The following is a 24,990-nucleotide window of genomic DNA, read 5'->3' as shown; positions in this document are numbered from 1 at the left end:
CTTTTCATCAGCGCCGCCAAAGCGGCGCTCAAAATTTTATGAATGCTTTTTCTTGGCGAAAATCACGCGCGCCAGGATATTCAGTAGCAGTACGCACAGGGTGATCAACAGCACCCCCGCCCAGGCCAGCTGCTGCCATTCGGCGAACGGGCTCATGGCGAATTTGAAGATGGTCACCGGCAGGTTGGCGATCGGCTGCATCAGGTCGGTGCTCCAGAACTGGTTCGACAGCGAGGTGAACAGCAGCGGCGCCGTTTCCCCCGCGATGCGCGCAATCGCCAGCAGCACGCCGGTGATGATGCCGGACACCGACGCCTTCAGCGTGATAGCGGAAATCATGCGCCATTTCGGCGTGCCCAGGGCATAGGCGGCCTCGCGCAGCGTATCCGGCACCAGCTTCAGCATGTTCTCGGTGGTGCGAATGACGATCGGCACCTGCAGCAGCGCCAGCGCCACGATGCCGGCCCAACCGGAGAAGTGCTCCATCTTCGCCACCACGATGGTGTAAACGAACAGGCCCACCACGATCGACGGTGCGGAGAGCAGGATGTCGTTGATAAAGCGGATCACTTCCGCCAGCCAGGATTTACGGCCGTATTCCGCCAGGTAGATGCCGGCCATGATGCCCAGCGGCGTACCGAAGAGGGTCGCCCACAGGATCAACAGCCCGCTGCCGGCGATGGCGTTGGCCAGGCCGCCGCCAGCGGTGTTCGGCGGCGGAGTCATTTCGGTGAACAGCGCCAGCGACATGCCGTCGAAGCCTTTGGTGACGGTGGCGATCAGGATCCAGATCAGCCAGAACAGCCCGAACGCCATGGTCGCCATCGACAGGAACAGCGCGAGGCGGTTTTTCTGCCGGCGCCAGGCCTGCATTTTGCGGCGGCTTTCCGCCAGAACGACTGCGTTTTGCATATCCATCGTCGCCATGTTAACGCCCCTCATTCTTGGCCAGACGCATGATCATCAGTTTCGACAGCGCCAGCACGATAAAGGTGATAACAAACAGAATCAGGCCCAGCTCCATCAACGCGGCGGTGTGCACGCCGGACTCGGCTTCGGCGAATTCGTTGGCCAGCGCCGAGGTGATGCTGTTGCCCGGCATGTACAGCGAAGCGCTGTCGAGCTGGTAGGTGTTGCCGATGATAAAGGTCACCGCCATGGTTTCCCCCAGCGCGCGGCCCAGGCCCAGCATCACGCCGCCGATGACGCCGTTTTTGGTGAACGGCAGCACGATGCGCCAGATGACTTCCCAGGTGGTGCAGCCGATACCGTAGGCCGACTCTTTCATCATTACCGGGGTCTGTTCGAACACGTCGCGCATCACCGCAGCGATGTAAGGAATGATCATGATAGCCAGGATCACCCCGGCGGCCAGGATGCCGATGCCGAAGGCCGGGCCGGAGAACAGCTCGCCGACGATTGGAATGCCCGACAGTACTTCGCCCACCGGCGTCTGGAAGTATTCGGCGAACAGCGGGGCGAACACGAACAGGCCCCACATGCCGTAGACGATGCTCGGAATGGCCGCCAGCAGCTCAATGGCGATGCCCAGCGGCCGCTTCAGCCAGTTCGGCGCCAGTTCGGTCAGGAACAGCGCGATGCCGAAGCTCACCGGCACGGCGATGATCAACGCGATAAGCGAGGTGACCACGGTGCCGTAGATCGGCACCAGCGCGCCGAACTGCTCCGCCGGCGCGTCCCACTCTTTGGTCCACAGGAACGCAAAGCCGAATTTCTGCATGCTTGGCCAGGAGGCGAAGATCAGCGAAACGATGATGCCGCCCAGCAACAATAGGGTAATCAGCGCAGCCAGTCTCACCAGCGCGCTGAAAATGATGTCACCGTTTTTGCCCGGTGCTTTGATGGTCGGCTTGTACTCAGCCATAGATTACTCTCTGTTTGAACCCTGGCAGCCCCAACCGGGATCGGAGCCTGAAGAACTGTGTGGGGCGCGGCGAACCCGCGCCCCTGCGTTGTTAGTACAGCGCTTTACCTGAACTGTCTTTTACGTTGGTTTTCCAGGCCGCACGCACCTGCTCAACCACTTCTGCCGGCAGGGTGGCGTAATCCAGTTCGTTCGCCTGCTTGGCGCCGGTTTTATACGCCCAGTCGAAGAACTTCAGCACTTCGGCGCCCTGAGCAGGGTTTTTCTGCTCTTTGTGCACCAGAATGAAGGTGGTGGAGGTGATTGGCCACACGTTGTCGCCTTTCTGGTCAGTCAGATCCTGAGCGAAGGTTTTGCTCCAATCCGCACCCTTGGCGGCGTTGCTGAAGCTCTCTTCGGTCGGGCTGACCGGTTTGCCGTCGGCGGACACCAGCTTGGTGTAAGCCAGGTTGTTCTGCTTGGCGTAAGCGTATTCTACGTAACCGATAGAGCCAGGCAGGCGCTGAACGAAGGCGGCGATGCCGTCGTTGCCTTTACCGCCAAGACCGGTCGGCCAGTTAACGGTAGAACCGGCGCCAATCTTCTCTTTCCACTGCGCGTTGGCCTTGGACAGGTAGCTGGTGAACACAAACGAGGTGCCGGAACCGTCGGCGCGGCGCACCACGGCGATGTTCTGGTCAGGCAGTTTCACGCCAGGGTTCAGCTTGGTGATAGCCGGATCGTTCCACTTTTTGACGTTGCCCAGGTAGATATCACCCAGGGTTTTACCGTCCAGCGTCAGTTCGCCGGATTTGATGCCCGGGATATTCACCGCCAGCACCACGCCGCCAATCACGGTCGGGAACTGGAACAGGCCATCGGCCGCCAGCTTGTCGTCAGACAGCGGGGCGTCGGAGGCGCCAAAGTCAACGGTGTTGGCCACGATTTGCTTTACGCCGCCAGAGGAGCCGATGCCCTGATAGTTAACTTTATTGCCGGTTTCTTTCTGATAAGAATCTGCCCACTTGGCGTAAACCGGAGCGGGGAATGTCGCACCTGCACCGGTCAGGCTGGCAGCAGCGAACGCGGACACGGCGGTCAGGGAGAAGGTCGCTGCCACAATACTGGCGACGGTGGTACGCATCAGTTTCATAATCCCTCCTAATGGGATACTTAAAATCGACTTCGAGTCGTTTTAATCAGAGTAAGTATTGCTGCAGGAGGGAAAATAGGACAGTTTGGTGACAGAAAAATGTACGCAATATGACAGTTATATTACAGCGTATTTGATAGGTGTTTGTTTGTATGTAAATCAGAAGGTTAGCCGTGAAACAGCACATTTCCCAAGCAATAAAAAACCGGCTTGGCGCGGCCTATCCGCTTGAATATGACAACGTTTATCACCGAAACGGCAGCGCTGTCATCTTTAAGGTCACTCATGAAAAAAGCCGGCGCTAAGGCCGGCTTTTGCAGTTTACCTGCGACAAATTACTCTACGGTGACAGACTTCGCCAGGTTGCGCGGCTGGTCAACGTCGGTGCCCTTGATCAGCGCCACGTGGTAAGACAGCAGCTGCAACGGCACGGTGTAGAAGATCGGCGCGACGATTTCCTCGACGTGCGGCAGAGGAATGAGGGTCATGCCTTCGCTGCTGACGAAGCCGGCGTCCTGATCGGCGAACACGTACAGCTGGCCGCCGCGCGCGCGCACTTCTTCAATGTTGGACTTCAGCTTTTCCAGCAGTTCGTTGTTCGGCGCCACCACGATCACCGGCATATCGGCGTCGATCAGCGCCAGCGGGCCGTGTTTCAACTCACCCGCCGCATAAGCTTCAGCGTGAATATAGGAGATCTCTTTCAGCTTCAGCGCCCCTTCCATGGCGATCGGATACTGATCGCCGCGGCCGAGGAACAGCGCATGGTGCTTGTCGGAGAAGCCTTCCGCCAGCGCTTCGATCTCTTTATCCATCGACAGCATCTGCTCGATGCGCGCCGGCAGCGCCTGCAGACCATGCACGATCTCGTGCTCCACGCTTTCCGCCATGCCTTTCAGACGGCCCAGGCGCGCCACCAGCATCAACAGCACGGTAAGCTGCGTGGTGAAGGCTTTGGTCGAGGCGACGCCGATTTCCGTACCGGCTTTGGTCATCAGCGCCAGATCGGATTCGCGCACCAGCGAAGAGCCGGCAACGTTACAAACGGCCAGCGAACCGAGATAACCCAGCTCTTTGGACAGGCGCAGCGCCGCCAGGGTGTCGGCAGTTTCGCCGGACTGCGACAGAGTGATGATCAGGCTGCCCGGACGCACCGCCGATTTGCGGTAACGGAATTCGGACGCGATCTCGACATCGCACGGCACGCCGGCCAGCGCTTCGAACCAGTAACGCGCCACCATACCGGAGTGATAAGAAGTCCCACAGGCGATAATCTGCACGTGCTGCACCTTGGCGAGCAGCTCGTCGGCGTGCGGGCCCAGCTCGCTCAGGTTGATTTGGCCATGACTGAAACGCCCTTCCAGGGTGTTTTTCAGCGCCAGCGGCTGTTCGTAGATCTCTTTTTGCATGTAGTGGCGGTAAGCGCCCTTGTCGCCGGCGTCATACTGCACCTGGGATTCGATCTCAGGACGCTCGATGGCGTTGCCCTGTTTGTCGAAGATGTTGACGGTGCGGCGAGTCACTTCCACCACGTCGCCCTCTTCCAGGAAGATGAAGCGGCGGGTGACCGGCAGCAGCGCCAGCTGATCGGAGGCGATGAAGTTTTCCCCGACGCCGCGGCCGATAACCAGCGGGCTGCCGGAGCGCGCCGCGACCAATACGCTCGGATCCCGGCTGTCCATCACCACGGTGCCGTAAGCGCCGCGCAGCTGCGGGATCACGCGCTGAACCACTTCCAGCAGCGTACCGCCTTGCAGTTGTTCCCAGTGCACCAGGTGCGCAATCACTTCGGTGTCGGTTTCAGAGCTGAAACGGTAACCGCGTTCAATCAGCAGTTCGCGCAGCGGCTCGTGGTTTTCGATGATGCCGTTATGCACCACGGTAATGTAGTCGGAAACATGCGGGTGCGCGTTCGCTTCGGTCGGTTCACCGTGCGTAGCCCAACGGGTGTGAGCGATGCCGGTACCGCCGTGCAGATCGGTTTGTTCCGCCGCTTCGGCCAGCTTTTGTACCTTGCCAACGCGACGCAGGCGACTGACGTTGCCTTTTTCATCGACCACCGCCAGACCAGCGGAGTCATAACCGCGGTACTCGAGACGACGTAAACCTTCCAACAGGATTTCTGCGATATCACGTTGCGCTACTGCGCCTACAATTCCACACATCAGTTATATTCCTAATGAACGCCCTTCATGGGCGCTTTCGATGCCTTGACCTGATTTTTGCCGGTTTTTACCGTGCGTCCCCCGAGCCTGTAGATGGTGGGGGTTATTATGTTTTGTATTGGGCTCTGAACGGAGCCCAACGCAAAACACACTATGACTTCTTCTTCACCGGACGTTGCCAACCCTGAATGTGCACCTGCTTGACGCGGCTCAGCACCAGTTCGTTCTCGGCGATATCGCGCGTTACCGTGGTGCCGGCGGCGATGGTGGATCCTTTGCCGACCGACACCGGCGCCACCAGCTGAGTATCGGAACCGACGAATACGCCGTCGCCGATCAGCGTTTTGTGCTTGTTGGCGCCATCGTAGTTACAGGTGATGGTGCCGGCACCGATATTCACGTCATCACCGATTTCGGCATCGCCCAGGTAGCTGAGGTGGCCGGCCTTGGAGCCTTTGCCCAGACGCGCCTTTTTCATTTCCACGAAGTTGCCGACGTGAGCCCCTGCCGCCAGCTCCGCGCCAGGGCGCAAGCGGGCGAACGGCCCCACCGTGCAGTCTGCTTCCAGCACGCTGTCTTCCAGCACGCTGTAAGGGCTGATCTCGCAGTTATCGCCAATCACGCAGTTTTTCAGCACGCAGCCGGCGCCGATTTTCACCCGGTCGCCCAGCTTGACGTGACCTTCGATAATCACATTCGCATCAATAGTGATGTCACGGCCGTGAACAAGTTCCCCGCGCAGATCGAAACGCGCCGGATCCAACAGCATCACGCCGGCCAACAGCAGCTTTTCAGACTGTTCCGACTGGAATACGCGCTCCAGAGTCGCCAGCTGCAGACGGTTGTTCACGCCTTCCACTTCACTTAAACGCGACGGGTGCACGGCTTCGATTTTCTTGCCGTCGGCATGGGCCAACGCAATGATATCGGTGATGTAAAACTCGCCCTGTGCGTTGTCGTTATTCAACATTCCCAGCCAGCGCTTCAGATCGCGCCCGTTCGCCACCAGGATGCCGGTATTGATCTCGTTGATCTGGCGCTGTGCCTCACTGGCGTCCTTGTGTTCGACGATGCCCACCACGTTGCCCTGCTCACGCACGATGCGGCCGTAACCGCTCGGATCGTCCAGCTTGACCGTCAGCAGGCCGATGCCGCCCTGCGGCTTGGCCGCCAGCAGGCGTTGCAGCGTATCCACGGAGATTAACGGCACATCGCCGTACAGCATCAGCACGTCTTCATCGTCGGCAAAGTGCGGCGCGGCCTGCTGCATCGCATGGCCGGTACCCAGTTGCTCGGCCTGCAGCACCCAGTTCAGCGCGCCTTCGGTCAACGTGCTTTTCAACAGATCGCCGCCGTGGCCGTATACCAGATGAACCTGTTGCGCGCCCAGTTTCATCGCGGCATCAATGACGTGTTGCACCATCGGCTTGCCGGCCAACGGATGTAAGACCTTGGGAAGATCGGAATACATGCGTGTTCCCTTGCCCGCGGCGAGGATGACCACGCTCATTGCGCTGTTCGACATAAGCAACCTGATAACTCCATTTTGATAGACGAAAGTAAAACCGTTTAGCGACGATATTACTACATATTTCTCTGCACGAACCCGGCGCAGGCCGCGTGGGCCTTGGTCTGCCGCTATCACGGCGAATTCGGCATCGGGACGAAAAAACTGTCGGCGATCGGCGACGTTTATTTCCCGATATCAGCGGTTATACACCACACCGCCCACCGGGCTGAAATGCTTATTTTAAAGTAAAAAAAAAGCGACCCTATAGGCCGCTTTCTTAAAGTTGGGTGCCGGGCACCCAAACATTACATCGCTTTTCTGGTGAGCTCGATAACGCGCAGTTTTGCGATCGCTTTCGCCAGTTCAGCGGATGCCTGAGCATAGTCGACATCGCCATGAGAGCTGCGAATGTGTTCTTCAGCTTTACGCTTAGCTTCCAACGCTCTCGCTTCGTCGAGGTCAGTACCACGGATAGCAGTGTCCGCCAGCACGGTAACCACGCTCGGCTGCACCTCGAGGATGCCGCCGGACAGGTAGATGAACTCTTCTTCACCGTGCTGCTTAACAATACGCACCATGCCAGGCTTGATGGCAGTCAGCAGCGGCGCATGGCCAGGGAAGATCCCCAGTTCACCTTCGCTGCCTGTCACCTGGATCTTCTGCACCAGGCCGGAAAACATCTGTTTTTCCGCGCTGACTACATCCAGATGGTAAGTCATAGCCATATCACCCTCCTCTCAAGGCGTTACAGTTTCTTGGCTTTTTCCACTGCTTCTTCAATGGTGCCAACCATGTAGAACGCCTGCTCCGGCAGGTGGTCATAGTCGCCGTCCATAATGCCTTTGAAACCACGGATGGTGTCTTTCAGCGATACGAACTTGCCCGGAGAACCGGTGAAGACTTCTGCCACGAAGAACGGCTGAGACAGGAAACGTTGGATCTTACGCGCACGGGATACGACCAGTTTGTCTTCTTCAGACAGCTCGTCCATACCCAGGATCGCGATGATATCTTTCAGTTCCTGGTAGCGTTGCAGAATGGACTGCACGCCACGCGCTACGTCGTAGTGCTCCTGGCCAACAACCAGCGGATCCAGCTGACGGCTGGTGGAATCCAGCGGGTCAACGGCCGGGTAGATACCCAGAGAAGCGATGTTACGGCTCAGTACCACGGTTGCGTCCAAGTGCGCAAAGGTGGTGGCTGGTGACGGGTCAGTCAAGTCATCCGCAGGAACGTAAACGGCCTGTACGGAAGTGATGGAACCGGTCTTGGTCGAGGTGATACGTTCTTGCAGAACGCCCATCTCTTCCGCCAGCGTTGGCTGATAACCTACCGCGGATGGCATACGGCCCAGAAGTGCGGACACTTCGGTACCGGCCAGGGTGTAACGGTAGATGTTGTCAACGAACAGCAGAACGTCACGGCCTTCGTCACGGAATTTCTCAGCCATGGTCAGACCGGTCAGCGCAACGCGCAGACGGTTACCTGGTGGCTCGTTCATCTGGCCGTAAACCAGGGATACTTTGTCCAGAACGTTGGAGTCGGTCATTTCGTGGTAGAAGTCGTTACCCTCACGAGTACGCTCGCCCACGCCCGCAAACACGGAATAACCGGAGTGCTCGATCGCGATGTTACGGATCAGCTCCATCATGTTTACGGTTTTACCCACGCCCGCACCGCCGAACAGACCGACTTTACCGCCCTTGGCGAATGGACAAATCAGGTCCATTACCTTGATACCGGTTTCCAGCAGTTCCTGGGAGTTGGACAGCTCTTCGTAGCTTGGCGCCGCGCGGTGAATCGCCCAACGCTCTTCTTCGCCGATGTCGCCTTTCATGTCGATCGGTTGACCCAATACGTTCATGATACGGCCCAGGGTAGCTTTACCCACCGGCACTTCAATCGGGTGGTCCAGGTTGTTCACTTTCAGACCGCGACGCAGACCGTCGGAGGTCCCCATTGCGATACAGCGAACCACGCCACCGCCCAGCTGTTGCTGAACTTCCAACACCAGTTTTTCGGTGCCGTTTTCTACCTCAAGGGCGTCGTACACTTTCGGTACGGCATCCTGAGGGAACTCGACGTCCACCACGGCGCCGATTACCTGGATAATCTTTCCAGTAGCCATCTTGAATCCTCTACGTAATTCGTAAACCTAGCTTAAACCGCGGAGGCTCCCGAAACGATCTCGGTGAGTTCCTGAGTGATGCTGGCCTGACGCGCCTTGTTGTATACCAACTGCAGCTCTTTGATCAGGCTACCGCCGTTATCGGTTGCGGCTTTCATCGCGACCATTCGTGCGGCCTGCTCGCTGGCCAGGTTTTCCACGACGCCCTGATAAACCTGCGACTCCACATAGCGGCGCAGCAAGGTATCAAGCAGCACTTTTGGATCGGGTTCATACAGGTAATCCCAAGGCGTTTTCTTCAGCTCTTCGTCATCGGCTGGCGGTAACGGCAGCAGCTGAAGCACCTGCGGCTCTTGGGACATCGTATTAACAAATTTGTTGCTGACAATGTACAGCTTGTCCAAACGACCTTCGTCGTAGGCCTGCAGCATCACTTTCACCGGCCCGATCAGATCCGACAGGGAAGGTTTATCCCCCATGCCGGTCACCTGGGCAACCACGTTGCCGCCCACGGAACCAAAGAAAGAGGCCGCTTTAGAGCCAATCAGCGCCAAATCGGTTTCGACGCCTTTTTCGGACCAGGCTTTCATCTCCGCCAGCAGCTTTTTGAACAGGTTGATGTTCAAGCCGCCGCAGAGACCACGGTCAGTAGACACCACCAGATACCCGACGCGCTTAACGTCACGCTCATCCAGGTACGGGTGCTTGTACTCCAGATTCCCTAACGCAAGGTGACCAATCACTTTGCGCATGGTCTCTGCATAAGGACGGCTGGCCGCCATGCGATCCTGCGATTTACGCATTTTGGAGGCGGCGACCATTTCCATCGCTTTAGTGATCTTTTGCGTGTTTTGCACGCTAGCGATCTTACTACGTATCTCTTTTGCGCCGGCCATCTCTGCTTCTCCTCAGTGCCAGACGGCCTGCTGTCTTTCAACAGCAGGACCGTTCGGCGTTACCAGGACTGGGTTTTCTTGAAGGTCTCGAGGATGTCTTTCAACTTGCCCTCGATCTCATCATTGAAGTTGCCAGTTTGGTTGATGTGGTTCAGCAGTTCGGCGTGCTCGCGGTCCGCATAGGCTACCAGCGCGGCTTCGAAGCTCACCACTTTGGCGACTTCGACGTCGTTCAGGTAACCGCGTTCTGCGGCAAACAGCACCAGAGACTGTTGTGCAACCGACATCGGCGCATACTGTTTCTGTTTCAGCAGCTCGGTCACTTTCTGACCGTGGCTCAGCTGTTTGCGGGTCGCGTCGTCCAGATCGGATGCGAACTGGGAGAACGCAGCCAGTTCACGATACTGCGCCAGCGCGGTACGGATACCACCGGACAGTTTCTTCATGATCTTGGTCTGCGCGGCGCCACCAACACGGGATACGGAGATACCCGGGTTAACTGCCGGACGAATACCGGAGTTGAACAGGTTGGATTCCAGGAAGATCTGACCATCGGTAATCGAGATTACGTTGGTCGGAACGAACGCGGAAACGTCACCCGCCTGGGTTTCAATGATCGGCAGAGCGGTCAGTGAACCGGTTTGGCCTTTAACTTCACCTTTGGTGAAGGCTTCAACGTATTCGGCGTTGACGCGCGCTGCGCGCTCCAGCAAGCGGGAGTGCAGGTAGAATACGTCGCCTGGGTAAGCTTCACGACCTGGCGGACGACGAAGCAGCAGGGAAATCTGGCGGTAAGCAACGGCCTGTTTGGACAGGTCATCGTACACGATCAGCGCGTCTTCACCGCGGTCACGGAAGTATTCGCCCATTGCGCAACCGGCGTATGGCGCCAGGTATTGCAGTGCAGCGGATTCGGAAGCGGTCGCCACCACCACGATGGTGTTGGCCAATGCGCCGTGCTCTTCCAGTTTGCGCACCACGTTAGCGATGGTGGACGCTTTCTGGCCGATAGCCACGTAAACGCATTTGATGCCGGAGTCGCGTTGGTTGATGATCGCATCGATCGCCAGCGCGGTTTTACCGGTCTGACGGTCACCGATCACCAGCTCACGCTGGCCACGGCCGATTGGAATCATGGCGTCAACGGATTTGTAGCCAGTTTGAACCGGCTGATCAACGGACTGACGCTCGATAACGCCTGGCGCGATAGCTTCTACCGGAGAGAAGCCGTCGTTCTCAATCGGGCCTTTGCCGTCGATTGGCGCGCCCAGGGTGTTAACTACGCGGCCCAGCAGACCACGACCGACTGGAACTTCCAGGATACGGCCGGTGCATTTAACCTTCATGCCTTCGGCCAGATCCGCGTACGGCCCCATGACCACGGCACCGACGGAGTCGCGCTCCAGGTTCAATGCGATTGCGTAACGGTTGCCAGGCAGCGCGATCATTTCGCCCTGCATAACTTCGGCCAGGCCGTGTACGCGGATGATCCCGTCACTGACGGAAACGATAGTACCTTCATTGTGAGCTTCGCTCACTACATTGAACTGAGCAATGCGCTGCTTGATCAGTTCGCTGATTTCGGTGGAATTCAGTTGCATGCTCCAGTCCCCTTAAGACTGCAAGACGTCTGTCAGGCGTTCAAGACGACCGCGAACGCTGCCATCAATCACCATATCGCCGGCGCGAACAACGATGCCGGCCAGTACAGACTTGTCAATTTTGCAATTCAGCTTAACTTTGCGTGACAGACGTTTTTCCATCGCAGCGGCGATTTTCGCCTGCTGTTCGTCGTTCAGCGCGCTCGCAGAGAGCACTTCGACTTCGACGGTGGATTCCAGCGAGGCGCGCAGTTCGATGAACTGCTGCAGCACGGCAGGAAGAACCAGTAAACGTCCATTTTCGGCCATTACACGGATAAAGTTCTGGCCATGTTCGTCGAGCCGATCGCCACAAACCGCGATGAAAGTCTTGGACAGCGTTTCTGGCGCAACCGCGCCAGACAGCAGTTCAGAAATCTGTTCATTGCGAGTGACTTCAGCCGCAAACGCCAGCATTTCCTGCCAGCGCTCTACGCTTTGGTGCTCAACGGCAAAGTCAAAAGCTGCTTTGGCGTAGGGGCGAGCTACAGTTACAAATTCAGACATCAGCCCCTCCCTCCTTACAGTTCAGCGACCAGTTTATCAACGATGTCGCTGTTAGCAGCTTCATCCACGGAACGTTCGATGATCTTCTCGGCGCCGGCAATTGCCAGCATCGCGACTTGCTTACGCAACTCTTCACGAGCGCGCTTACGTTCGGCTTCGATCTCAGCCTGAGCCTGCGCCACGATTTTGTTACGTTCCTGCTCGGCTTCGGCTTTCGCTTCATCCATGATCTGAGCTTTGCGTTTGTTCGCTTGCTCGATGATCACCTGAGCTTCTGCTTTAGCAGTTTTCAGCTGGTCGGTCGCATTGGCTTGCGCTAAGTCCAGATCTTTTTTGGCACGCTCTGCAGAAGCGAGGCCGTCAGCGATTTCTTTCTGACGCTTCTCGATGGCAGCCATGATCGGCGGCCATACGTACTTCATGCAGAACCAGACAAACAGAACGAACGCGATGGCCTGGCCGAGGATTGTTGCGTTAAGATTCACAGCACAATGCCTCTTTAAAAGTTAATAGTTTGGTTACGTCGTAGAGGGTTGCTCTACTTACGCGACGGCGAACATCACGTACAGACCCAGACCTACAGCGATCATCGGGATGGCGTCGACCAGACCCATAACGATAAAGAACTGTGTACGCAGCAGAGGAATCAGGTCAGGCTGACGAGCAGCGCCTTCCAAGAATTTACCACCCAGGATGCCGATACCGATCGCAGCACCGATTGCCGCTAAACCCATCATCACAGCGGCAGCCATGTACAGCAGATCCATACTCAGGTTTTCCATGACAGTCTCCAGTTTGTTTCAGTTTAAAAGTGCAAGTGTTTTAAGAAAATCAGTGCTCTTCAGACGCCATCGACAGATAGACGATCGTCAGAACCATGAAAATAAAGGCTTGAAGCGTAATGATCAGGATGTGGAAGATAGCCCAAGGCAAGCTCAGGACCCACTGTGACCACCACGGCAACAGGCCGGCAATCAGGATGAAGATCAACTCACCCGCATACATGTTGCCGAACAGTCGCAGACCCAGTGAAACAGGTTTGGACAGCAGGCTGACACCTTCAAGAATCAGGTTGATAGGAATGAATACAGGGTGGTTGAACGGCTGCATGGTCAACTCTTTAACAAACCCGCCAACGCCTTTCATTTTGATGCTATAGAACAGAATCAGGATAAACACGCCCAGCGCCATCGACAGCGTGACGTTCACATCGGCGGTAGGCACCACGCGCAGCGCAGGCAGGCCGAGGATGTGTTCGCCAACGTAAGGCAGGAAGTCGATGGGCAGCAGGTCCATCAGGTTCATCAGGAACACCCAGACGAACACGGTCAGCGCCAGCGGCGCAATCACCTTGCTCTTGCCGTGGTACATGTCGCGCACGCTGCTGTCGACGAAACCGACCACCAGCTCCACGGCGGTTTGCAGTTTACCCGGCACGCCGCTGGTGGCGTTTTTAGCCACTTTGCGGAAGATCACCAGGAAAAGCGCCCCGAGGACGACGGAGAAAAACATCGAGTCGATGTTGATCGACCAGAACCCAGTCCCGACCTGAAGCTGCGTCAGGTGGTGACCGATATACTCCTGTGGAGTCAAGACTTCTCCTGCAGACATGATGCCTCTTACCCTTATTTAGTTAAGTTCGGTAACTGTTAATCACGGCCGGTGCCACTATCTGCACCACTAACACCGCTAAATAGGTCAGGCCAAGCGGTATAAACTCCGCCTTGAACACCCCCAGCGCCACGATCAGCAAAACGATGGTGATCACGACCTTTAGCCCCTCGCCGATGGCGAACGACCAGGCAACCCTACCGGGCGCCGGCGTTTGCGCCTGATGGCGCAAGGCAAACAGCATAAACATTGCACTCGGCAACCAGGCGGCGAGACCGCCTGCCAACGCCGAAGCGCTCCATTCCGGGCTTTTCAGCCAGAAAGCAACGCTGATCAGAACAAAAGTCATTAACTGCAAAAACAGCAGTTTGCGTGCGACTTTCCCGCTGTAAAGGGACACAGACATGACGTTTGTTCTCTCCGTACCCCAGAGGGGGTATGCTGAGTGACGTATACAACTGTTTTTGCTGTCCTGAGTCAAGCAGCAAAAAACGAGCAAATTATACGGGGCATACCAACGAATTCAATCGATAAGTAGCGAAAAGGTGAACAATTATTTAAATTTCCCTATTCCAGCCTATTTTCACAAGAAAACGGTCGGAATAATAGGGCGCATTTAATTGTCTGATTATTCCAGCGTTGCGTTTAGAAACGCGAAGCCGATCACAGTAATGTCCCTTCCTGATTTATAGCCGATGGTCAACCAAACCGTCTTTAGCAATTTGAGCGATCAAAAAATTATATAAATCAAAACATTACTAGTTAACTGTTCAAAAACAATCCGTATACCCGATGAAAACCTTTTATTGACAAGCAGCGGGGCAATATTCCAACAGCCAATTAACATTAGCAGCAAACGCCAATCTTTCGCACATGATTGCTAACGTGACTATTTCTAAATGCAATTACTCTATTGTCGCTAATTAGCCGCGTTTTTTGTGTTAATAAAAAGTAAATTAACTAAAAAAAGCGACCAACTAATTAGCCTGCTTATCTTTCTGCTGGGTACGACCTTTAATTCACGCTTGTTTGATCAAAAGCAAACTCAGTTTGCCTTAAGAATCACCAGATGACGTTCGCCTTCCAGTTCAGGCACCTGCAGCCGCACGATGGACTCCAGGCTAACGCCAGCCGGCAGCGGCGTCAGTTCTTCATCCGGGCGCACGCCTTTCAACGCGTAAAAACGCCCCTGCCCTTTCGCCGGCAGGTGATGGCACCAGGACAGCATATCCTGCAGCGAAGCGAATGCCCGGCTGATCACGCCATCGAACGGTGGCTCGGCCGGAAACGCTTCGACGCGGCTCTGCACCGGCTCGATATTGTTCAGGCCCAGCTCATGCTGCACCTGGCGCAGGAAACGCACGCGCTTGCCCAGGCTGTCGAGCAGCGTGAAATGCGCGTCCGGGCGCACAATCGCCAGCGGAATGCCCGGCAAGCCGGGGCCGGTGCCGACATCGATAAAACGCGAGCCCTGCAGATGCGGATTGACCACAATACTGTCGAGGATGTGGCGCACCAGCATTTGCTGCGGATCGCGCACCGACGTGAGGTTATAAGCCTTGTTCCACTTATCCAGCATGCCGACATAGCCCAGCAGCTGCTGTTTCTGCTGATCGGGCAGCTCAATGCCTGCTGCCGCGAGCAGCGAGTCTAATTTTTTTTGCACAACGGATCCTCTGGCAGGCGCTGAACGACCAGCGGATGGTTAGCTGGCGCAATGAGGCGACTATGATAATTCAGGGCGCAAGTGATGTCAGCGGCCGTTTGGCTACGGGTTGAGCAAACGGCCGCCTGGAAGCGGGATTTATGCGCTGCGGCGCAGCAGTCCCTGCTTTTTCAGCCAGATCAGCAAAATCGAGATCGCCGCCGGTGTAATGCCGGAGATGCGCGAAGCCTGGCCGATGGAGTTCGGTTTGTGATCGTTCAGCTTGGCGATCACTTCGTTCGACAGTCCCGAAACCTGACGGTAGTCAAGATCCAGCGGCAGCACGGTGTTCTCGTTGCGCTGCTGTTTTTCGATCTCTTCCTGCTGGCGAGCGATATAGCCTTCGTATTTGACCTGGATCTCGACCTGCTCGGCGGCTTGTACGTCGTCCAGCGGCGGCGCGAAGGCGTCGGTGCCGGTTAACTGCGCGTAATCCATCTCCGGGCGGCGCAGCAGTTCTTCGCCGTTCGCTTCACGCGACAGCGGCGCTTTCAGCAACGCATTGACCTGTTCGACGTTCTCGGCATGCGGGTGCATCCAGATGTCGCGCAGGCGCTGACGTTCGCGTTCGATTCGCTCCAGCTTCTCGCTGTAGCGCGCCCAACGCACGTCGTCCACCAGGCCGAGTTCACGGCCTTTTTCCGTCAGGCGGAGATCGGCGTTGTCTTCGCGCAGCATCAGACGATACTCGGCGCGTGAGGTAAACATGCGGTACGGCTCTTTGGTACCAAGGGTGCTGAGATCGTCCACCAGCACGCCGAGGTAGGCCTGATCGCGACGTGGCGCCCAGCCCTCTTGTTCATCGGCGAAACGCCCGGCGTTCAGACCGGCCAGCAGCCCCTGTGCGGCGGCTTCTTCATAGCCGGTGGTGCCGTTGATCTGGCCGGCGAAGAACAGGCCCTGAATAAATTTGCTTTCCAGCGTCGGTTTCAGATCGCGCGGATCGAAGAAATCGTACTCGATGGCATAACCAGGGCGAATAATACGCGCGTTCTGCATCCCTTCCATTGAACGGACGATTTGCATCTGCACGTCGAACGGCAGGCTGGTGGAGATCCCGTTAGGGTAAATCTCGTTGCTGGTCAGGCCTTCCGGCTCAAGGAAGATCTGGTGCGCGTTGCGATCGGCAAAACGCATGACCTTGTCTTCGATCGACGGACAGTAACGTGGGCCGATCCCTTCGATGATCCCGGCATACATCGGGCTGCGATCGAGGTTATTGCGGATCACGTCATGCGTTTTTTCATTGGTGTGGGTGATGTAGCACGCCATTTGTTCCGGGTGCTGGCTGGCATCGCCCAGGAACGAGAATACCGGCACCGGCGTATCGCCGTGTTGCGGTGCCAGTACGCTGAAATCGATAGTGCGGGCGTCGATGCGCGGCGGTGTACCGGTTTTCAAGCGGTTAACGCGCAGCGGCAGTTCACGCAAACGCTGCGACAGCGAGATCGAAGGAGGATCCCCGGCGCGGCCGCCGCTGTAATTCTCCAGGCCGATATGGATCTTGCCGTCCAGGAAGGTGCCTACGGTCAATACCACCGCCTTGGCGCGGAATTTCAGGCCCATTTGGGTGACGGCACCCACGACGCGATCGTTTTCGACGATCAGATCCTCAACCGGTTGTTGGAAGATCATCAGGTTAGGCTGGTTCTCCAACGCGGTACGGATCGCCTGCCGATACAGGACGCGATCCGCCTGAGCGCGAGTGGCGCGAACGGCAGGGCCTTTGCTGGCGTTTAGTATCCTAAACTGGATGCCGGCATGGTCGATCGCCGTTGCCATCAGGCCGCCGAGCGCATCAATTTCCTTAACCAGATGCCCTTTACCAATACCGCCAATCGCCGGATTACAGGACATCTGTCCCAGCGTATCGATATTGTGTGTCAATAATAAAGTCTGACGTCCCATGCGCGCCGCGGCCATGGCGGCCTCGGTACCTGCATGGCCACCACCGATGATGATGACGTCAAATTGATCTGGATAAAACATGGAACTGCACCTCGCCGTATTGCGAACGATCGTATTTGCCCTGGGGTCGGGGATTCTACTCAAGTTTAGACGATCGACCAAGTGGTCAGGATCGTCGGTAATTAAAAGAAGATCTTTTTTATTTAAAGATCTCTTTATTAGATCTCTTATTAGGATCGCGATCCTCTGTGGATAAGTGACTATTCACGATGAAGATCAGCAGATTAAGGAGGATCGTTTGCTGTGAATGATCGGTGATCCCGATGCAGATAAGCTGGGATCTAAAAGGCTTGTTATGCACAGGACAAAAAGCGCACTACGGTTGTTATTGGGATAACTACGGCTTTTACCCTACTTTTAAGTATAGTTATCCACAATCGTTCGCACGATCTTTAGACGAATTAGAGTAAATTAATCCAGTTTTTTACCCATTCCTCGGCCGGATCCTCGGGAATTTCATGCTCGGTCACGTCGATCTCGAGACGATCGCCGATCCTTTTAGCGCCTCTGGCGATCAACAGATCGTCGATCTGTTTGATTGCGCCGCAGAAGGTGTCGTATTCCGAACTGCCCAAACCGACGGCGCCGAACTGTACCTCGGAAAGATCCGGCTGCTGCTCAGCGATCTGTTCCAACAGCGGTTGAAGGTTATCTGGTAGTTCGCCGGCGCCGTGCGTGGAAGAGACCACCAGCCAGCGGCCGGTCAACGGCAGTTCATCCAGTTCAGGGCCGTGCAGCATCTCGGTAGAGAAACCCGCGTCTTCCAGCTTTTCAGCCAAATGTTCAGCCACGTATTCGGCGCTGCCAAGCGTACTGCCACTGATCAGAGTAATGTCTGCCATGAACCAACGATCCCAACCTTCTCACTCAAAGTGGCTGCATTGTACGCTGTGAATCGGCTGGGATCTACCTGTGGATAATGTGGGTATGCAATTTGGCGGGTTACGGCACGATGGTGCGCATAATGGGGTTCTGCAGTGAGATCAGCGTTTCGGTGGACTGGATCTCGTCGATGGTCTGGATCTTGTTGATAAGTACCTGTTGCAACGCGTCGATCGATCGGCACATTACCTTAATAAAGACGCTGTAGTGGCCGGTGGTGTAATAGGCTTCCACCACTTCTTCCAGGCTTTCCAGCTTCTTCAGCGCTGAAGGGTAATCCTTGGCGCTCTTTAATATGATGCCAATAAAGCAGCACACGTCGTAGCCCAGCTGTTTGGGGCTGACGTCGATGCGCGCGCCGGTGATGATCCCGGCCTGCTTCATCTTCTCCACCCGCACATGAATGGTGCCGGGGCTGACGGCGAAGTTTTTCGCCAGTTCGGCGTACGGTGTGCGCGCATTGTCCATCAGGGCGTTGAGAATGCCGCGATCGAGATTATCGATCTGATAAATTTCCGCCATTTAATCCCCCATTAATTAACGATTGTTGAATTCTGTCCGGGTAAAAATGAACGATTAAAAGTGAAAAGGCAATATTGATTGATGGATATTGAATTGTCGTGTCGTTTTGTTGCTTAATCGATGGCAACAGAGACAGGTTTACAAGAGATACGGCAATGAAAAAACAGTTTATCCAAAAACAACAACAAATCAGCCAGGTCAAATCCTTCTTCTCCCGCCAGCTGGAGCAACAGCTCGGTCTGATCGAAGTGCAAGCCCCGATCCTTAGCCGCCTGGGCGACGGCACGCAGGATAACCTTTCCGGCAGCGAGAAAGCGGTGCAGGTCAAAGTCAAAACCTTGCCGGACGCCACCTTCGAAGTGGTGCATTCGCTGGCGAAATGGAAACGCAAAACCCTGGGCAGCTACGATTTCGGCGCCGGCGAAGGCCTGTATACCCATATGAAGGCGCTGCGCCCGGATGAAGACCGCCTGACGCCTATCCACTCGGTGTACGTCGATCAGTGGGACTGGGAGCGGGTGATGGGCGACGGTGAGCGCAGCCTGGACTACCTGAAAAACACCGTGCGCAGCATTTACGCTGCGATCAAGGCGACGGAGGCGGAAGTCAGCCGCGAGCATGGCCTGACCCCGTTCCTGCCGGAACAGATCCACTTCGTGCACAGCGAAACCCTGCTGCAGCGCTACCCTGATCTGGACGCCAAGGGGCGTGAGCGGGCGATCGCCAAAGAATTGGGCGCAGTGTTCCTGATTGGCATCGGCGACAAGCTGTCACACGGTAAATCGCACGATGTGCGGGCGCCGGACTATGATGACTGGACCACGCCGACGGCGGATGGCCTGGCGGGCCTGAACGGTGATATCGTGGTGTGGAACCCGGTGCTGCAGGACGCTTTCGAGCTGTCCTCCATGGGGATCCGCGTTGACGCCGCCGCGCTGAAACATCAGCTGGCGCTGACCGGCGATGAAGAGCGCATGGCGTTGGAATGGCACCAGTCGTTGCTGCGCGGCGATATGCCGCAGACCATCGGCGGCGGCATCGGTCAGTCGCGTCTGGTGATGTTGTTGCTGCAACTGTCGCATATCGGCCAGGTGCAATGCGGCGTGTGGTCGCCGGAAGTGCGCGGCGCGGTCGAAGGCCTGCTCTAATCTCGCCTAGCGCCGCCAGCGGCGCATCAAACGGCTTTTCAGCCCGGTATCAAAGCGCCAGATATGATCGAAGATGCGCATGATGCCGGGTTTGCCGTAGGCGGACATCGCCACCGCGTGGAAACGTTGCTGGTGGCTTTGTTGCTGCTGTTTCACCTTCTTTATTACCTCCTCCGGCAACCGCTGGGCAATAAAATCGGAAATGATCACCGCATCGGCGTCGAACCAGCCGCTCTCCGCCATTTTGGTGACGGTGGCGTTCAGGCAGGCCGCCAGATCGGTGCCGCCACGAAACTGCTGGCCGAGAAAGCGCACTGCCTGCTCGATGCCGCTGGCGGCGGTGAGTTCGTAATGCACGATCTGGTTGGCGAACAGCATGATATAGCATCGGCGGTTGTCCGCCAGCGCAATGCGCAGCAGCGCCAGACAGAACGCCTTGGCGCACTGTTCGTTGAAACCGCCCATCGATCCGGAGGTGTCCACGCAGACGATAAACGGCCCGCGCGGCTGTTGATCCTGCTGCTGGTGAGTGACCTGGCGGATCAGGATCTGTTCCTGCCAGACGTCGCCCTGCAGACGGTAGCTCAGCAGCCGCTTTTCCAACAGGCGACGATAAAACTCGAATTCCAGCTCTTCAATCCCCAGCGTCGCCAGCTCCGGCGGCAGCAGGCGCAGAATGTCGTCGCTTTGATGAATGCCGCTCACTTCTTCCGGCAGCGTGGCCGGCACCTGCACCATGACCCTGAACGGCTCCGGCTGCGCGTCCTGTTGCTGCACCGCCTTGGCCTGATAGCTGCGGCCCAGCTGTTGCGCCAGTTTTTTCAGCTCCGGCTGCTGCTGCAAAAAGTTGCCGTACTCCACCAGCCGCTGATAATCGCCACGCTGCAGCTGGCCTTTGCTCATGTCCCACAGCCTGCCGGCGGCGGTGTCGTTTTCCGACAGCAGAGGTTCCAGCGCGCCGCTCAGCGCCAACCGCTCCTGCAGTTCCGCCATCAGCTGCTCGCGCTCTTGTTCCAGCAGTTGGTGGTGCAGCATGGTGGCCTGCAGCGTCAGGCTGATGCGCCAGCGCTGCAGAAACAGCGTTTGAAAGCTGTCGTCCAGCGGATGATTGGGCAGATCGGCGGCGTCCACCAGCGCGCGCGCCTGTTCATAAAACGGTGAGGCCAGCTGGCGCAGCAGCTCCATGGTGTCGTTGAGGTTGTGATAGAACTGGGTGTTGTTCTCCAGCTGGCACTGCTGGTAGCGATAGAATTCCTGCGCCAGCGCCGGCGGCACCATCGCCTCCTGCAGGCGTTCCTTAAGCTGCAGCTTCCAGCGCGGCAGATCGCGATCCAGCGCCCGGCGAAGGGCCGGAAACTTTTTAAAGAATACCGACAGCTGCGGCGCCGCCAGCATGCCGACGATCATCTCTTCGATCATCTCGCCTTCGGTGATCGCCAGCAGCAGATCGAGCGTCTCCAGACTGAGCATGGTTACTGGCCGCGCATTTGCTGCAGTTGCTGTTTAACCTGTTCCGCGACCTGCAGCAGACTGGCTTCGATCTTGGCCAGGCCGGCGGCGGGGGTGAACAGACAAGGCTGATGTTGGCTGAAGGCGCGGCGTTGCTCCGCCAGGCGCTGGGCCAATGCGTCCATTTCATCCAGCAGCGCCTGCGGCGTGGCGGTGGCCTGTTTGCCCGGCAGCGCCAGCAATGACGGCTGGCGGCTGACGTCCAACACCGTGAGGTGCAGTTGGTCATCCACTTCCAGGTCGATCGGCTGCGCAAAGCCGATACCGTTCAGCTTGGCGCGCACGTCGCCGCCTTTTTGCAGCCAATTGTCCAGCGCGCTGCTCTCGATGCTCAGGTGGTTGACCTGAATGTCATGCAGCTGCAGCGGCTTTTGCAACAGCAGGGTGAGGGTGCCGCCGGCGAATGGCGTGGCCGGCGCGTATTGCGGTTTACGGCTGAACATGCCGCCTTTTTTCACCAGGCTGATGGCCTGCCGGTCGCTTTGTTGCTGCTGGTCCTGCAGCCAGCGGGTGTGGATCTGTTGCAACTGGATCAGCATCGACTGCTGCTGATAGGCCGACTCGGTCAGCAATTGGTCGATCTGCTGTTGCAGCAGTTTCAGCGAGGTGAGATCGTGCCACAGGCAGTCTTTCAACAGCATCAGATCGAGCGGAGCGATGGCGTCGCGCCCGCTGAAGAAGGCGCAGGCTTGCAGCAGGCGCAGGGCTTTTTTCCAGCGCCGATCGGAGACGTATGGCGCCTGCTCCAGCGCGTCCAGCCGCTGGCGCAGCTGGAAAATCAGCTCAAAACAGGTTTCCGGCAGCGCGACTTTGTCGATCTGCGGTTGCCACTGCAGAAACTCTTCGTCGCTGATGCTCAGCGCCGCCGGCACCGGGTTTTGGCTTTCGCTCTGGCGGTTGACCAGCAGCGAGCGGAAATTCTGTTTATCCTGCACCTTGTCCAGCCACAGGCGGATCAGCATGCGGTCATATAAGGCTTCGAGGCTGTTGTCCGCTTCGGGCAGTTCGTTGGAGGCGGTGACCAGCAGGCGCAGCGGGATCGGTTCTTCGCTGTTGCCGTTGCGAAAGCGGCGTTCGTTGATCGCCGTCAGCAGGGTGTTGAGGATCGCCGGGCCGGCCTTCCAGATCTCGTCCAGAAACACGATCTCCGCTTCCGGCAGATAGCCGGCGGTCAGACGCTGATAGCGCCCCTCATCTTTCAGCGCCTGGATAGAGAGCGGGCCGAAGACCTCTTCCGGCGTGGAAAAACGCGTCATCAGGTATTCAAAGGAGCGGGCGTTGCGGAAGGCAAACTTCAGCCGGCGCGCGATCAGGCTCTTGGCGATGCCGGGCGGGCCGAGCAGGAATACGCTTTCGCCGCTCAGCGCCGCCAGCAGGCACAGGCGGATCGCCTCTTGCCGCTCATAAAGGCCGCTCTCCAGCGCGCTGCTGAGGCGGGAAATTCGTTCTGCCAGAAGGGATGATGGCGTCATATAATTGTCGCATTGTCCGAGAGTTAGCCAATCTTGGTCGATAATCCGATGATAAACCACCATTATTTTTAGTGGTATAGCCCGTTGATTAGTAATATTTTTCTACGTTAAGCCGGATATTCGGTTCACATTTTGTTTATTTTTCGGCTCTGATATAAGGGTAGGCAAGCGGTATAAATGGTGCATACTGTGCGGCTTTCTGGTGGGCGTGACGGATCTTTGAGCCCGTATTTTGCCTGATGCGGATGCATCGCTAACGGATGTTCTGATAAAGAAACGAATTATGAGCGCAGAGCATAAGCAGTCCTTATCGGCGGTAACCCTGGCTGCCATCGGCGTGGTCTACGGTGATATCGGCACCAGCCCTCTCTATACGCTGAGAGAGTGTTTCTCCGGCCATTACGGCTTCGATGTTCGTCCAGACGTGGTTTTCGGCTTCCTGTCGCTGATTTTCTGGATGCTGATCGTGATCGTTTCCCTCAAATATCTCACCTACGTGATGCGCGCGGACAACGCCGGCGAGGGCGGTATTCTGACGCTGATGTCGCTGGCCGGGCGCAATACCTCGGCGCGCACTACTGCGGTGCTGGTGATACTGGGCCTGATCGGCGGCAGCTTCTTCTATGGCGAGGTGGTGATCACCCCGGCGATATCGGTGATGTCGGCGATAGAGGGGTTGGAAATCGCCGCGCCTGCGCTTGACGCCTATATCGTGCCGCTCTCCATTCTGGTGTTGACGCTGCTGTTCGTTATCCAAAAGCACGGCACCGGCAGCGTCGGCAAGCTGTTCGCCCCGGTGATGCTGCTGTGGTTCATCGTGTTGGCGGTACTGGGCGCGCGCAGCATCATTTCAAACCCGGAAGTGCTGCAGGCGCTGAATCCCAAATGGGCGCTCAACTTCTTCATGGAATATAAGAAGGTGTCGTTCTTCGCCCTGGGGGCCGTGGTGTTGTCGATCACCGGCGTCGAGGCGCTGTATGCCGATATGGGGCACTTCGGCAAGTTCCCGATCCGTCTGGCCTGGTTCACCGTGGTGCTGCCTTCGCTGGTGCTCAACTACTTCGGCCAGGGGGCGCTGCTGCTGAAAAATCCGGAGGCGATCAAAAACCCGTTCTTCCTGCTGGCGCCCGATTGGGCGCTGATCCCGCTGCTGATTCTGGCGACCCTGGCGACGGTGATCGCTTCGCAGGCGGTGATTTCCGGCGTCTTCTCGCTGACTCGCCAGGCGGTGCGCCTGGGCTATCTGTCGCCGATGCGCATCATTCACACCTCGGAAATGGAATCCGGCCAGATCTACATTCCGGTGATCAACTGGACGCTGTACATCTCGGTGGTGCTGGTGATCATCGGTTTCGAGCACTCCAGCAACCTGGCGGCGGCGTACGGCATCGCGGTCACCGGCACTATGGTGCTGACCAGCATTCTGGTCACCTCGGTGGCGATCAATAATTGGCACTGGAATCGCTTCCTGGCGATCGGCATCGTGACCATCTTGCTGATCATCGACGTGCCGATGTTCTCCGCCAACGCCCTGAAGCTGTTCTCTGGCGGCTGGCTGCCGCTGACGTTGGCGCTGGTGATGTTCATCATTATGACCACCTGGAAGAGCGAGCGCTTCCGCCTGCTGCGCCGCCTGCATGAACACGGCAACTCGCTGGAGGCTATGATCGCCTCGCTGGAGAAATCGCCGCCGGTGCGGGTGCCGGGTACGGCGGTGTTCTTGTCGCGCGCCACCAACGTCATTCCTTTTGCGCTGTTGCACAACCTGAAGCACAACAAGGTGCTGCACGAGCGTGTGGTGCTGCTGACGCTGCGCACCGAGGATGCGCCTTACGTGCACAACGTGCGCCGGGTGACCATCGAGCAGCTGTCGCCGACCTTCTGGCGGGTGGTGGCCAGCTACGGCTGGCGCGAAACGCCGAACGTCGAGGAGGTGTTCCACCGCTGCGGGCTGGAAGGGTTGCCGTGCCGCATGTCGGAGACGTCGTTCTTCATGTCCCATGAATCGCTGATCCTCACCAAGCGGCCGTGGTACCTCTACCTGCGTGGCAAACTGTTCGTCGCCCTGAGCCGCAATGCCCTGCGCGCGCCGGATCAGTTCGAAATCCCGCCGAACCGGGTCATCGAACTCGGCACGCAGGTCGAGATCTAATCCGCCTGACAGGGGCTCAGCATGGCTGAGCCCCTTTTGTTGTAAGCCTTAAACCACCTCCTAAGGAGGTGGTGATTGAACCTGTGAGGCTCTAGCCTGAAGGAAACCCATGCCGGAATATTCCAGCTTACTCACCACAAGTAAGAAGGAAATCACCA

General features: G+C 57.2%; 22 protein-coding genes. 2 read left to right on the top strand and 20 right to left on the bottom strand.

Annotation, left to right across the window (positions count from 1 at the left end; genetic code table 11):
• Positions 1-36: 36 nt before the first annotated feature.
• From pstA to asnC, 18 genes are all read right to left on the bottom strand, one after another.
• The gene (gene pstA, locus ACJ8OK_RS14205) at positions 37-927 is read right to left on the bottom strand and encodes a phosphate ABC transporter permease PstA (protein WP_004933824.1); all 891 of its coding nucleotides are present in this window, start codon (positions 925-927) and stop codon (positions 37-39) included.
• 1 nt (position 928) lies between these two features.
• On the bottom strand, positions 929-1,885 hold the full coding sequence (gene pstC / locus ACJ8OK_RS14200; protein WP_004933822.1) for a phosphate ABC transporter permease PstC: 957 nt from the start codon (positions 1,883-1,885) through the stop codon (positions 929-931).
• Between the two features lie 91 nt (positions 1,886-1,976).
• Entirely contained in the window at positions 1,977-3,017 is a 1,041-nt protein-coding gene (gene pstS, locus ACJ8OK_RS14195) for a phosphate ABC transporter substrate-binding protein PstS (RefSeq protein WP_004933819.1), read from the bottom strand.
• 335 nt (positions 3,018-3,352) lie between these two features.
• Complete coding sequence (gene glmS / locus ACJ8OK_RS14190; protein ID WP_004933817.1) at positions 3,353-5,182, bottom strand: glutamine--fructose-6-phosphate transaminase (isomerizing); 1,830 nt, start codon at positions 5,180-5,182, stop codon at positions 3,353-3,355.
• 151 nt (positions 5,183-5,333) lie between these two features.
• Positions 5,334-6,707 (bottom strand): bifunctional UDP-N-acetylglucosamine diphosphorylase/glucosamine-1-phosphate N-acetyltransferase GlmU, encoded by a 1,374-nt coding sequence (gene glmU / locus ACJ8OK_RS14185; protein WP_033631386.1) that lies wholly within the window; start codon positions 6,705-6,707, stop codon positions 5,334-5,336.
• A 290-nt stretch (positions 6,708-6,997) separates the two neighbouring features.
• Complete coding sequence (locus tag ACJ8OK_RS14180; RefSeq protein ID WP_004933814.1) at positions 6,998-7,417, bottom strand: F0F1 ATP synthase subunit epsilon; 420 nt, start codon at positions 7,415-7,417, stop codon at positions 6,998-7,000.
• A gap of 20 nt (positions 7,418-7,437) precedes the next feature.
• Positions 7,438-8,820, bottom strand: coding sequence for a F0F1 ATP synthase subunit beta (gene atpD, locus ACJ8OK_RS14175; RefSeq protein WP_033631385.1), 1,383 nt, complete (start codon positions 8,818-8,820; stop codon positions 7,438-7,440).
• Positions 8,821-8,852: 32 nt separating this feature from the next.
• Entirely contained in the window at positions 8,853-9,716 is an 864-nt protein-coding gene (atpG, locus tag ACJ8OK_RS14170; RefSeq protein WP_004933811.1) for a F0F1 ATP synthase subunit gamma, read from the bottom strand.
• Between the two features lie 59 nt (positions 9,717-9,775).
• The gene (gene atpA, locus ACJ8OK_RS14165) at positions 9,776-11,317 is read right to left on the bottom strand and encodes a F0F1 ATP synthase subunit alpha (RefSeq protein ID WP_004933808.1); all 1,542 of its coding nucleotides are present in this window, start codon (positions 11,315-11,317) and stop codon (positions 9,776-9,778) included.
• Positions 11,318-11,329: 12 nt separating this feature from the next.
• Positions 11,330-11,863: a F0F1 ATP synthase subunit delta gene (gene atpH, locus ACJ8OK_RS14160; RefSeq protein ID WP_004933806.1), complete on the bottom strand. Its 534-nt coding sequence runs from the start codon at positions 11,861-11,863 to the stop codon at positions 11,330-11,332.
• 14 nt (positions 11,864-11,877) lie between these two features.
• On the bottom strand, positions 11,878-12,348 hold the full coding sequence (gene atpF / locus ACJ8OK_RS14155) for a F0F1 ATP synthase subunit B (RefSeq protein ID WP_004933804.1): 471 nt from the start codon (positions 12,346-12,348) through the stop codon (positions 11,878-11,880).
• Between the two features lie 57 nt (positions 12,349-12,405).
• On the bottom strand, positions 12,406-12,645 hold the full coding sequence (gene atpE, locus ACJ8OK_RS14150) for a F0F1 ATP synthase subunit C (RefSeq protein WP_004093904.1): 240 nt from the start codon (positions 12,643-12,645) through the stop codon (positions 12,406-12,408).
• 49 nt (positions 12,646-12,694) lie between these two features.
• The gene (atpB, locus tag ACJ8OK_RS14145; protein WP_015376132.1) at positions 12,695-13,474 is read right to left on the bottom strand and encodes a F0F1 ATP synthase subunit A; all 780 of its coding nucleotides are present in this window, start codon (positions 13,472-13,474) and stop codon (positions 12,695-12,697) included.
• Positions 13,475-13,496: 22 nt separating this feature from the next.
• Complete coding sequence (gene atpI, locus ACJ8OK_RS14140) at positions 13,497-13,880, bottom strand: F0F1 ATP synthase subunit I (protein ID WP_004933796.1); 384 nt, start codon at positions 13,878-13,880, stop codon at positions 13,497-13,499.
• 639 nt (positions 13,881-14,519) lie between these two features.
• The gene (gene rsmG, locus ACJ8OK_RS14135) at positions 14,520-15,140 is read right to left on the bottom strand and encodes a 16S rRNA (guanine(527)-N(7))-methyltransferase RsmG (RefSeq protein WP_060558005.1); all 621 of its coding nucleotides are present in this window, start codon (positions 15,138-15,140) and stop codon (positions 14,520-14,522) included.
• A 138-nt stretch (positions 15,141-15,278) separates the two neighbouring features.
• A complete protein-coding gene (mnmG, locus tag ACJ8OK_RS14130; RefSeq protein WP_033631384.1) occupies positions 15,279-17,168 on the bottom strand; it encodes a tRNA uridine-5-carboxymethylaminomethyl(34) synthesis enzyme MnmG in 1,890 nt (629 codons plus the stop codon).
• Between the two features lie 380 nt (positions 17,169-17,548).
• The gene (gene mioC, locus ACJ8OK_RS14125) at positions 17,549-17,989 is read right to left on the bottom strand and encodes an FMN-binding protein MioC (RefSeq protein WP_016929621.1); all 441 of its coding nucleotides are present in this window, start codon (positions 17,987-17,989) and stop codon (positions 17,549-17,551) included.
• Positions 17,990-18,089: 100 nt separating this feature from the next.
• A complete protein-coding gene (gene asnC / locus ACJ8OK_RS14120; protein ID WP_004933786.1) occupies positions 18,090-18,551 on the bottom strand; it encodes a transcriptional regulator AsnC in 462 nt (153 codons plus the stop codon).
• Between the two features lie 155 nt (positions 18,552-18,706).
• On the opposite strand from asnC, the gene asnA reads away from it, so the two are divergent.
• Positions 18,707-19,699, top strand: coding sequence for an aspartate--ammonia ligase (asnA, locus tag ACJ8OK_RS14115; RefSeq protein ID WP_442530651.1), 993 nt, complete (start codon positions 18,707-18,709; stop codon positions 19,697-19,699).
• Positions 19,700-19,705: 6 nt separating this feature from the next.
• Here asnA and viaA read toward each other — a convergent pair whose 3' ends face one another.
• Together viaA and ravA are read right to left on the bottom strand one after the other, a co-directional pair.
• Positions 19,706-21,169, bottom strand: coding sequence for an ATPase RavA stimulator ViaA (viaA, locus tag ACJ8OK_RS14110; RefSeq protein WP_033631382.1), 1,464 nt, complete (start codon positions 21,167-21,169; stop codon positions 19,706-19,708).
• Between the two features lie 2 nt (positions 21,170-21,171).
• A complete protein-coding gene (ravA, locus tag ACJ8OK_RS14105) occupies positions 21,172-22,680 on the bottom strand; it encodes an ATPase RavA (protein ID WP_099032659.1) in 1,509 nt (502 codons plus the stop codon).
• Positions 22,681-22,963: 283 nt separating this feature from the next.
• On the opposite strand from ravA, the gene kup reads away from it, so the two are divergent.
• Positions 22,964-24,832 carry a low affinity potassium transporter Kup gene (gene kup / locus ACJ8OK_RS14100; RefSeq protein WP_015379467.1) on the top strand — a complete coding sequence of 623 codons (1,869 nt, stop codon included), beginning with the start codon at positions 22,964-22,966 and terminating at the stop codon, positions 24,830-24,832.
• Positions 24,833-24,990 lie beyond the last annotated feature (158 nt).

Origin of the sequence: Serratia sp. CY71090, assembly GCF_052166845.1 — a bacterium.
Taxonomy (GTDB): Bacteria; Pseudomonadota; Gammaproteobacteria; order Enterobacterales; family Enterobacteriaceae; genus Serratia; species Serratia nematodiphila.
Note: the sequence above shows the minus strand (reverse complement) of the source record. Positions and strands in the feature narration are given on the sequence as shown.